Here is a 10,405-nt window from a genome sequence, read left to right as displayed (position 1 = left end):
AGGGCGAGCCCGAAGCCCAAGGCCACGGCGAGCCGCGCCCGTCGGCCGCGTCGGGACAGCAGCAGAAAGCTGGCACTCGGCACGAAGATGAGGGCCAGCCCGGCCCAGAACAACAGGTAGCCCCCGGACGCTCCGGACCGTGACCGAGCGTCGGCGGCCGCCAGCGCCAAGACGCCCGCGCCGTCGGCGGTGAAAGCCGAAGCGACCGCCAGACCCGCCGTGCGGGCAGCTCGTCGTCCACGCATCGCGTCGGGCACGAGGCGAGGGTGGGCCGTTGCCGCGATGGTGTTGCGCACCGTCATCCGTTCTAGCGTCCTGACCAGGCCAGCAGCCGGCCGAGAGCGGCGCACGCGGCGCGGTGGAAGGTCCGCCGACGCGGGCTCGCCACCAAGTCCCGAGCGAAGCGGGCGAGGTCCTCGGCGTAGCGCTCGTCGTTCTTCCACGCGACCCAGTCCGGCCCCCGGCGGCCCATGGAGTCCCGGAGCGCGGGCTCCGCCAGGGCATCCATCGCTTGAGCCAGGGCGGAGGCGTCGCCCACCGGGAAAACACGGCCGACGGACTCCGGAACGCGAGACCTGATGTCCCCGGCAGCGTCGGAGACGATCACAGGCAGACCGGCGGCCAGCGCCTCCTCCACGACCAGCCCGTTCGGGTCGCCGTGGGTGGGGAAGACGAGAACGTCGCAGACGGCATACCACTCCGGAAGGTCGGCCGGCTGCACGAATCCTGCGAAGGTAACCCCGGCCGTGGCTGACTCCTGATCGAAGTAGCGTGCGTAGTCGACGCCGTCGCCGACTATCAGAAGGCTAATGTCATCGCGGGACGCACGCACACGCCGGTAGGCGGTGAACAGCTCGTCCAGGCCCTTGCCCGCCCAGACGCGCCCCACGTACAGGAAGACGCACCTGGACAGTCCCAGCGTTTCCCGGCGCCGCTGCCGTTCCGCTGCTGTCAGCTCGCGGCCTCGGCCGTAGTGCGCCACGTCGATCGACTGCGTTACAACGGCGGTGCGCCCCTGCGGCAAGCCGTACCGCGTCGCCAGCGCGGCTCCGTCCAGACCGGGAACCTTCGCCCCGTCGACCGCCTTGAACAGCACTTTCTTGCCCAGCTCCCGCCACCACGTGCGCGTCGACCACGCGTCGAAGTTCGGCAGCACCCGAAACGCCACGCGCCGCGCGGTAGCGAAGCCGATGATCGCGCCCAGGGCCAGGTTCCAGCGGTCGTACTCGAGCACGAACACGTCGGGGCGCAACCGGCGCAGTTCCTTCGCCGGCACCTTGATCCGTCCGAGATAGGACGCGGGGAACTTCCACGTCGACTCGTCCACGTCCCAAGACCGGTCCGGCTCGCGAACCTGCGAGAAGACGGCATGGAAGTCGAGCTCGGGCCGCTCGACGGCCGCGTTGAAGCGCGCCACCACGTACGGAGTGGGCTGGGTGAACCAGTAGAGCACCCGCACCGGCCGAGCGGTGATGCCCGCTTCGGTCGTGCTGCGGTTGTGTACAGCGGGTTCGTTCGCATCGTGCTCGTTCATGTCGCCGCCGCCGCGCTCGCGACGCTGCGGTAGACGTCAAGGGTCTGCGTCGTCACCTCTTCCCAGGTCGGGATCTGCTGCGCCGACGCAGGCGACTCCTTCAGCGCGAGCTCCAGCGCGGCGGCCAGGACTGCCGGCTCGGCGTCCAGGGGTACCAAGCTGATCGCCCCGGCGGTGCGGTCGCGGATATCGCGATGAGCCGGGATGTCCGAGGCCACGACCCGGGCGCCGGCCGCCAGCAGTTCCAGGACGGTGACCGGCATCGCCTCGTTGGACGACATGGAGCAGAACACCTCGGCGCTGGCGTACCAGCGGTACAGCAGATCGGTTTCCACCCGGCCGATGAAGCGGACCCTCTCCCGCAGCCCGCGCTCCTCGGCGAGCGCTTCCAGCGCACCGCGCTCCGGACCGTCCCCGGTGACCACCAGCCGCAGATCGGGCGCGGTCAGGGCCATGGCCTCGACGATGCGATCGATCTGCTTGTACGACTGGAGGCGTCCGCCGGTGACGACTACCGGTCCGGCGTCGGGGAACGGCTGGGCGCCGGTGATCCGTCCCAGGTCGACGCCGTTGGGAATGACTGTGAGGCGAGGTCGAGCCGAGGGGAAGTGGGTCAGAAAGAGATCGGCCTCGGCGCGCGAAACACAGATGATGTGCCGTGACCGGGCCGCGATTGCTGCTCCAGCGGCGCGGTACGGAACGTGGATGGCCTTACGCAGCGGCGAGTGACCGGTGCCGTGGTAATGCGGCGTGAAGACCATCGGCGACGCACCGGCCATCGCGGCGGCCAGGGGAGCGGCGGAGTGGTAGCCGTGCGCGTGAATCACGTCGTAGCGGTGCCGCTCCCGCCGCAGGGTCGCCCACAGTCCCGGAGACAGCGCGAAATGCTGGCTGGGCACCGGCACCTGGTGCCGCCGCACCAGGACGCCGTCGCGCACCTCGGTATCGGCGAGGCCGGGGGAGTCGTGATGGGTGAGGACCTCGACGGTCTGCCCTCGTTCGGCCAGCCGCTTGGCGATCTCCTCGACATGGGACTCGACACCGCCGGCGAACGGGGCGTAGTGCGCCGAGACGATGGCGATTCTCATATCAGCGTCTCTCATATCAGCGTGACCCCTGCGCCGACCGGGCGATCCCAGGCGGCCCGCAGGCCGTCGACGAGCGAGGTGCGCGGCGCCCAGTCGAGCAGCTTCTGAGCCAGCGTCGGATCGGCTAGCAGAGTGGGACGATCCACCGGGCGAAGCCGGCTCGGATCGATGATCGGAGCCACTCCGCTCGGCGCGCCGGCCGCCGCCATTGACGTGGTCAAGGCTTCGAGCACTTCGTGGCCTGTATACGCTCTCCCGCTTCCGACGTTCACCGTCACCGGCTGATCATGGGCGCCGCGCATGTCGCCGCAGTACCGGGCCAGCCGCAGCAGCGCGTCGGCGACGTCGTCGACGAACACGTAGTCCCGCCTGGAGGAGAGATTTCCCAGCCGGACCGATTTCCCCGCCTTCATCTGGCAGATGACGCTCGGGATGAAATGCGCGTTCGTCTCGCCTGGGCCGAAGACGTTGAAGAGCCGCGCGATGCCCACCCCGGTCCCGGTGCGCGCGGCGAAACCGGCCGCCAGTTCTTCGGTCCAGAGCTTGGAGTATCCGTAGACGTCGATCGGTCCCACGGAGTCTTCCTGCTCTCGGTGCGGGCCGTCGGCCGGAGCGTAAACCGCCGCGGAAGAAGCCAGCACCAGGGAGAGCGGGCCGCGGACCTCGGTCGTGGCCTGCAGCACGGAGCGCGTGCCGTCCACGTTGACCGCCAGGCAGCGCGCCGGGTCGGCGTCACAGTCGGGAATGAAGTGCTGCGCGGCCAGATGGAAGACGGCCTGCGGCTGGAAGGAGGCGAAGACGTGGCGCAGACTGCCGGTCACATCCTGCTCAATGACCGACAGCCGGTCCCGGTCCGGTCCCAAGTTCTCGCGCGAGCCCCGGGAGAGGTCGTCCACGACGAGCACCTCGCACGACTCGGCCGACAGCCGGCGCACCAGCGCCGAGCCCACGAAACCGCAGCCACCCGTCACCAGGCACCGCATCATGAATCCTCCTTCAACACTGTGACGACTTCGGCTGTGGCTCGAACCGCAGTGGCTCGAACCGCAGTGGGTTGGACCGCGGTGGGTTGGACCGCGGTGGGTTGAATCGGTGCGGCTTCAACTGCGGCGGGTTGAACCGCGCCGCGGTGCACGGCCAGATCCAGCGCGCACCAAAGCGCGCCGGCCGTCTGGGTGGCCAGCCAGGCCCAGCCCGCGCCGGCGATGCCCCAGCAGCCCAGGGCCAGCGCGGTGAAGGCGAGGCGGGAAATGGAGATGCCCCAGCAGATGGCGGCCGCGGTCTGATAGCGCTTGTGCACCCGCAGGACGCCGCGGTAAATCGTGACCACCGCGTCGGGAAACGCTCCCAGCGACAACAGAACGAGCAGCGTGTACGAGTGGGCCGAGTACTGCGCGCCGAATACGCGCAAGACCAAGCGGCCCGCGAAAATCGTGGCCGCGGCGCCCACGGCGATGAACGGAAGGATCATCTTCATTCCGGACCAGGCCAGCGACAGCACCCGGTCGGGGCGGTGGCTGCCCTCGGCGAAGGTGGACGTTCCGACGGCCGAAGCGAATACCGCGTAGAAGCCGCCGATCTTCCACGCCACGTAAAACCAGCCCGCGGCCTCCGGAGACACCTTCAGCGCGACGATCACCGGGACCGCGTAGAGCGTCACCTGATCGCCCACGCTGATCACATAGTTGCCGGCCAGGGATTGCCGCATCGACCGGATCCGCCCTCGCAGGCCGACCAGGCTCGGCCGGTACCCGAACCGGCGCACCAGCACCAGCAGGCAGCCCACGGTAGTGGCCGCAAGCACGCCGGACCAGGCGGAGAGGATGCCGGTCGCGCCGAGCACCGCGAACACCGGCAGCACGACGATCGCCAGCTTGACGACGGCGAAGACGGTGCTGGCGCCGAGGAACCAGATCGCCTGCCGTTCGGCCAGCCAGACGCTCTCCAGCACCTGGGAGGCCGTCGTGGCCACCACTCCGACGACGAACGCCGCCACCCACCAGCCGTCCCGGTACAGGAACGCCGAATGCCCGATCTGCGACAGCACCGCCGCGGTGGCCACGGCGGTTACCGCGGACGTGGCCGAGGTGAACACGAGCGGGGCGGTGACGGTGGCCGACCAGTCGCGCGGCCGGCGTTTGCCGGGCAACTCCGCCAGCACGGCCATGGACCCGCCGAGGGCGCCCACCAGCGAGGCGAAGCCCATGGCGGAGACGCCCGCGCCGGCTTCCCCGATGGCGGACGCGGGGTACATCCGCGCGGCTACCGTCCAGAAGACGTATCCGAGCAGCGAAGTCACGACCGTCGTCGCCGTCAGGTAGAGCGAGTTCATGACCAGCGGGTCCCGGGTGCGGCCATGCAGCCAGGAACCGAGCCTCTCGCGCCCGAAGGGCGTGCGCAGAAACGTCACCGTGGCACCGCGTCAAACAGCACCGTGTCGAACACTTCCATGTAGCTGCGGGCGGTGTCGGCCCAAGTGCTGACTCCCTCGAACCGGTGGCCGACGAGCTCGGCCGCCCGCAGAACGCCGTCCGCCAGCGACGCAGGATCGCGCGGATCGACCAGCACGGCGCCCGGGTAATGCGCGGTGGCTTCGATCAGACCCCCGACCCTCGTCGCCACCAGCGGAAGCCCGCCGGCCATCGCGATCTGAAGCGGCCCGGACGACGATGAGCGGTGATACGGCAACACGACGACGTCGGCGCCCGCGAAGTAGCCGGCCGCCTCGTCGTCGGTGACGTACCGGTTGACGAACGTGATGCGGTCCCGGTGCGGCGAGGCAGCGATCAGCCGGTTCGGCAGATCCCAGCCCTCCCAGGTCTCGCCGACGAGCGTGAGCCAGAACCGGGAGCGGGCCGGGCCGAGCAGGTCTAGAGCCGCGACCAGATCCTCCGCGCCCTTGAACGGCCGGATCACGCCGAAATACAGCAGGTTGATAACACCGGCCGGGGCGTCCCGGCGCGGCGGCCGCGACGGGAGGTAGTCGTAGCCGGCGTGCGGGACCAGCGCGACGCTCTCGTTCACCCCGTACCGGTCCTTGACCAGGCCGCGATCGAACTCTGAGTGGACCAGCTGCGCCGCCGTCAGCCTGAGCAGGCAGCGACCCAGCAGGTCCATGTAGCGCGAGACGAACGGCAGCCGAGCCTCGCCGACATCCTGGGCCTCATGGAACTCGACGACGACGTTGGCCCCGCGCAGCCGGGCGACGATCGCCAGCACCAGGTAGGTGTGCAGCACGGCCCCGGTCCACCACTGCAGGACGAGCACCTGCGGCCGTTCCCTGCGTAGGAACGCCACCGCGCGCGCCAGCGACCGGCCCCAGTACCAGTCGACCCCGTCGAAGCGCCTTACGTCGGGCGGCAGGCGCAACTCGGTCAGGGCGCTGCCCACGCGGGCCCGGCCCGGATAGAGGCGAACCGGCACGAGGTTGCGGATGAACACCGCCGAGCACTGATGACCCGCCTCGCTCAGCGCCTCGATCAGGGAGTACGTGTAATACGTGATCCCGGACAGGAAGCGGGTTCCCGGGCCGACGACGCACACGCGTCTGGGCTCAGCCACCTGAGCCTCCGACCGCCAGGGCGGGCGCGGTCATCGCCGCGTGCCCGGAGCGCGGTGCGTCGATCGGCGGGATGTTGCCGAACAGGTGGCCGGTTGATCCGCTGATGACGAGCCCGTGCTCGGTCTCCTCTACCTGTATCTCGCCTTCCCGCACAACCACGCGGACCGGGTAGGGCAGGGCCCAGGCGCGGTTGGCGACGTAGGCTGACGCCGCGGACCCGGTACCGCAGGCCCGCGTTTCGTCTTCGACCCCGACCTCGTACGTGCGGATGCGGACTCCGTCCTCGTACCGCTGCATGAAGTCGACGTGCAGGCCCTCCGGATGATTCACCCGGCGGCACAACTCGTCGTCGTAACGCAGCGCGGCTCCCACGACCGGGACGTCTATCGCATCAAGGTCCTGGTGCTCGTCGAGGAGCACGACCAGGTGTGCCACGCCGCTGAACACGAAGTACTGGTCGTCGGCGACGCGTTGGAGCTCCCGCCCGGCGCCGAGCGCGACGCGGATTGCGCCCTCGGCGGACGAGACCCACTTCGCGCCGTCATCCGTCATGACGACGTCCGCGCCGTCCCGCAGGTAGCCTCGCTCGCTGCCGTACTGGGTCACGCAGCGCAGCGCGTTACCGCACATCGTGGCGTTCGTGCCGTCCCGGTCGAAATAGGTCATCCGAACCGGCCGGTCGACGGTGCGCACGAAGGCGATCCCGTCCACGCGCGCCGCCGTGAAGGACTCGCAGAGATCGCGCGCCAGGTCGCTGCAGATCACGCGCGGGGGCAGGCCACTGAGATCTTCGTCGACGACGAGAATCAGATTGCCGTTGCCGTGCATGAGGGAGAAGGCGAGCTGTCCCGCATCGATGCCGGGAACACCGCGCAGGCGCAGATTGTCGTAGTCGGCCTGCAGGGCACGACGGTCCAGGCCGAGCATGTCCGGCTCCTTACCTGTCACGGGCTTCACGCGGCCGATCGCAGGGTGGGCAGCTGCCATTTGCGGCCGAGTTCGACGTCGAACGAGGCCGGCTGGAAGCGCTCAAGGCCTCCGCACGGATAGGGAGTGAGCTCGCCGAAGACGATTGATCCGTCGAAGGCGTAGAGGTCCACCCGGATGAAGTCGAAGGGCTTGCCCAACTGGTGCGCGATGTCCAGCATCCGGTCCAGGTCGGGCGGCGGTGGCGCGATAGGGGCGATTCCCTGCGGTCCGTAGAGCACCTCGAGCGGTGTCCAGTCGGCCCGGTACAGCCGCTGCTGATTCCCGTCGTACCGGTTCACCATCTCGATGAGGTCCGGCTTGCCGTCGAAGACGAAGATCTTGTAATCGGGCGGCGGCGACCCCGGCGGCCCGAGCAATTCCTCGACCAGGAGCATCGGCCGGGCTTTGGCATAGGCCCATTCGCGCAGCTTGCTCGACTCGAAGGAATCGAGCCACGTCGCCGTGACGGCCGAGAGCTCCCTTTGGTCGGCCGGTCCCCGGCCGAAGTAGATCAGCCCGGAGCGGTGATTCGGCTTGAGCACCCAGTGCTCGGGCAGGTCCACCCCTTGCAGCTCGCTGATATCAGAACCGGACCAGATCGTGTGCGGAACGCGCAGCCGCGCCAACCCCGCTTTGTCGGCGTATTCCTTCATGGCCAGCTTGTCGCAGGTCCATTCGAGCAGGGGTCTGCGATCGTTCAGGATGCGCCAGTTGACCTTGTCGCTGAACGTGACCGGTCGGCCGAAGCGCGGGAGCTTTCGCTGGTAGTAGGCGAAGAGCAGCCGCCGTTCCACGCCCACGGGCAAGCGGTAGACCACCGACTGCGCCGCGCCGCGCAGACTCTTCGCCAAGCCGCCCGCAGCAGCCCTCGTACCCTTCTCGCCAGTGTTTGGCGCCGCGTCGTATGACGCTTCGCTATATGGGGCTGTGCCGGCTTTCATTCCGCCTCCCGCGAGCTTGGTGCCTGAAACGCCGCGAACTCTTCGAATACGCTCGTGTCTGAATGCTCGTCAACCGGTTTCATCGCCGCCGCGTGACGAGCGCGCCGTTCGGCGAAAATCGTCCGCAGCACGCGAAGGCCGTCACTGAACGCCGTGAGATTGCTGACGCCGTGGATGCGGGAATGCTCGAAGCTGGGCACCTCCACGACGGCGAGGCGCGCCACAGTGACGCGTATGGCGATCAGCGTTTCGATCTCGAATCCGTCACCCCACAGCCGCTTTGTTCCGTCCCCAGGTGGCGGTGTGGTCGAATCCAGCCTCAATACCGGAAGGTGCCGTCGCCAGAACACATTGAAGCCGTAACAGAGATCTGTGTAGGCAGTGCTATAGGCTCGATTCACCATCGCCATGAGCACGCGATTGCCCAGCGTGCGCAGCCGGGTGAGGTCGGCGCTCCCGCCGCCCGGGGCGAACCTGCTTCCCTTGGCGAAATCGGCGCCGCCGAGAAGGGCCTGGACGAAGGCGGGAATCTCGCCGGGATCGGCTGACCCGTCCGCGTCGAGCATGACGATGATCTGGCCGGTGGCGGCTGTGAAGCCGCAGGCCAGGGCGTTGCCCTTGCCGCTGCGGTTCTGCATGATGACCCGGCTGTCCGGGCGCAGCCGGCGAACCACCGCGCAGGTGTCGTCGACCGAGTGGCCGTCCACGACGATTACTTCGTGAAGGCCCTGCGGGAGTCGTTCGAATACGTGGGGCAGATTGCGGGCCTCATTCAGGGTGGGAATGACCACGGAAACCGTTGGCCAGGACGCAGGCAGGTGCGTCTGAGTCGTCATGTTCCCCGTTCCGCGATACACGCTCGGCTGGCCAAAGCGCGGTCTCGCTCCGGTCGGTGCAACTTCGGGCTGTAGGCAAAGAAGGCGTGCTTAACCGGACGCAGGTCGGCAAACCTGTGTCTTCAGAAACGCGCTGCGGGTAGACCCTTGCTAAGGGCCGGTAAATAAGCTAACTGGCAAGCCGCCCTCTGTGCACGTGATTGCTCCCCTGTCCCTCGCTGTCGCCACTGAAGACGTCCGTCCCCGACTCCGGGTTGCGGTAAATCAGGAAAAGTGGCCGGGCGCCGTGCGCGCACACCGCGATGCGGCCTCCGGCCCCGGCGCGGCGCAGCCCGACTCAGGGTTCTGACCTGCGGATGAGGGAATCGCCAAACAATTCCCAAAGCGCGGCCTCGTAGGTTGCGGCGTGATGAACACCCAGGAGACGGTCCCACCGCACGCCGCGCCCGCCGCCGCCAGGCGCCGCGACTTCCGGCTGTTCTGGCTCGGCGGCGCGGCCAACCAGCTCGGCTCGCACGCCTCGGCGCTGGCCCTGCCGCTGCTGGTGCTGGCCCTGGGCGCCTCGGCGGTGACCGCGGGCGCCGTCGGCACCGTGGCCGCGGTCACCGAGGTGCTGCTCACCCTGGTCTTCGGCGTGTACGCCGACCGTGGATCGCGCCGGGCCATGATGATCGGCGCCCTGGCCGCCGCGGCGCTCGCCGCCGGCGCGATCGCCCTTGCCGCCGGAACCCGGCACGCGACGCTGCCGCTGCTCTTCGGCTGCACGGTGCTCGGCGGCGCGGCTGCCGCGGCCTACGCGGCCGCGGCCACCGCCTCAATCAGGGCTCTGCTGCCGCCCGAGGAGCCGGAGCAGGCGCTGGGCACGCTCCAAGCCCGCGAGCAGGCGGCGAAGCTGGCCGGGCCGGGCGTGGGCGGCGCCTTGTACCAGGCGGCGGCCTGGATCCCGTTCCTCGCCGACGCAATCTCCTTCCTCGCTGCCGCGGCGTGTGCGCGCGCCATCCGGGCCGATCTGCGGCCGGCCCGCGAGCGGGTCCGCGACGAAGCCTCGCAGGCTGATGCGGGCCCGACGGTCGCGTCCGAGCCCGAGTCCGCGTCCGAGCCCGGGTCGGCCCCGGCGCCGGGATCAGCGCTCGCCGGCTTCCGCCGGGAGTTCGCCGACGGCCTGCGGTTCCTGTTCAGCCAGCCGTTTCTGCGCTTCGTGACGCTCTGGGCCGGCGGGGTGAACCTGATCATCGGTGCGCTCTACTACGCCGTCATCCTCACCGCGCGGCAGCACGGCGCGTCCTCCGGGTTCCTCGGGCTGACGCTGACCCTTGCGGGCGCTGCGGGCGTCGCCGGGGCGCTGCTGGCACCCCGGCTGCTCGGCCTGATCCGAGCCGGCACGCTGGTCGTCGCCGCCTCCTGGACGATGGCCGCGGTGCTGCTTCCGCTGTCCCTGACCGCCTCCGCCCCGCTCTGGGCCGACGGACTGGTCC

Annotated in this window: 10 protein-coding genes; 1 reads left to right on the top strand and 9 read right to left on the bottom strand. The window is 69.4% G+C overall.

Translation table 11 applies throughout. The annotated features are described in order from the left end of the window. From VFB40_RS15605 to VFB40_RS15565, 9 genes are all read right to left on the bottom strand, one after another. Window positions 1-302, bottom strand: a 302-nt coding sequence (locus tag VFB40_RS15605) for a hypothetical protein (RefSeq protein ID WP_324851341.1), incomplete at its 3' end; no start/stop codon positions are given. Between the two features lie 5 nt (window positions 303-307). After that, complete coding sequence (locus VFB40_RS15600) at window positions 308-1,534, bottom strand: glycosyltransferase family 4 protein (protein ID WP_324851338.1); 1,227 nt, start codon at window positions 1,532-1,534, stop codon at window positions 308-310. Beyond that, window positions 1,531-2,622, bottom strand: coding sequence for a glycosyltransferase family 4 protein (locus VFB40_RS15595; RefSeq protein ID WP_324851336.1), 1,092 nt, complete (start codon window positions 2,620-2,622; stop codon window positions 1,531-1,533). The genes VFB40_RS15600 and VFB40_RS15595 overlap by 4 nt, the downstream gene beginning before the upstream one ends. An 11-nt stretch (window positions 2,623-2,633) precedes the next feature. Next, complete coding sequence (locus VFB40_RS15590) at window positions 2,634-3,608, bottom strand: NAD-dependent epimerase/dehydratase family protein (RefSeq protein WP_324851333.1); 975 nt, start codon at window positions 3,606-3,608, stop codon at window positions 2,634-2,636. Further along, window positions 3,605-5,032, bottom strand: coding sequence for a lipopolysaccharide biosynthesis protein (locus VFB40_RS15585; RefSeq protein ID WP_324851331.1), 1,428 nt, complete (start codon window positions 5,030-5,032; stop codon window positions 3,605-3,607). Before VFB40_RS15585 ends, VFB40_RS15590 begins: the two co-directional genes overlap by 4 nt. Next, window positions 5,029-6,183 carry a glycosyltransferase gene (locus tag VFB40_RS15580; protein WP_324851329.1) on the bottom strand — a complete coding sequence of 385 codons (1,155 nt, stop codon included), beginning with the start codon at window positions 6,181-6,183 and terminating at the stop codon, window positions 5,029-5,031. The genes VFB40_RS15585 and VFB40_RS15580 overlap by 4 nt, the downstream gene beginning before the upstream one ends. Beyond that, window positions 6,176-7,141, bottom strand: coding sequence for a diaminopimelate epimerase (gene dapF / locus VFB40_RS15575; protein ID WP_324851327.1), 966 nt, complete (start codon window positions 7,139-7,141; stop codon window positions 6,176-6,178). The genes VFB40_RS15580 and dapF overlap by 8 nt, the downstream gene beginning before the upstream one ends. Next, a complete protein-coding gene (locus tag VFB40_RS15570; RefSeq protein WP_324851325.1) occupies window positions 7,138-8,004 on the bottom strand; it encodes an ATP-grasp fold amidoligase family protein in 867 nt (288 codons plus the stop codon). Before VFB40_RS15570 ends, dapF begins: the two co-directional genes overlap by 4 nt. An 86-nt stretch (window positions 8,005-8,090) precedes the next feature. Next, the gene (locus VFB40_RS15565; protein ID WP_324851322.1) at window positions 8,091-8,930 is read right to left on the bottom strand and encodes a glycosyltransferase family 2 protein; all 840 of its coding nucleotides are present in this window, start codon (window positions 8,928-8,930) and stop codon (window positions 8,091-8,093) included. A 409-nt stretch (window positions 8,931-9,339) separates the two neighbouring features. Between VFB40_RS15565 and VFB40_RS15560 the strand changes: the two genes are divergently transcribed. Further along, a partial coding sequence (locus tag VFB40_RS15560; RefSeq protein WP_324851320.1) for an MFS transporter occupies window positions 9,340-10,405 on the top strand: 1,066 nt, incomplete at its 3' end.

The sequence above is a fragment of the Actinocrinis sp. genome (assembly GCF_035650855.1).
Lineage (GTDB): Bacteria > Actinomycetota > Actinomycetes > Streptomycetales > Catenulisporaceae > Actinocrinis.
This window is presented reverse-complemented; position numbering and strand designations above follow the sequence as displayed.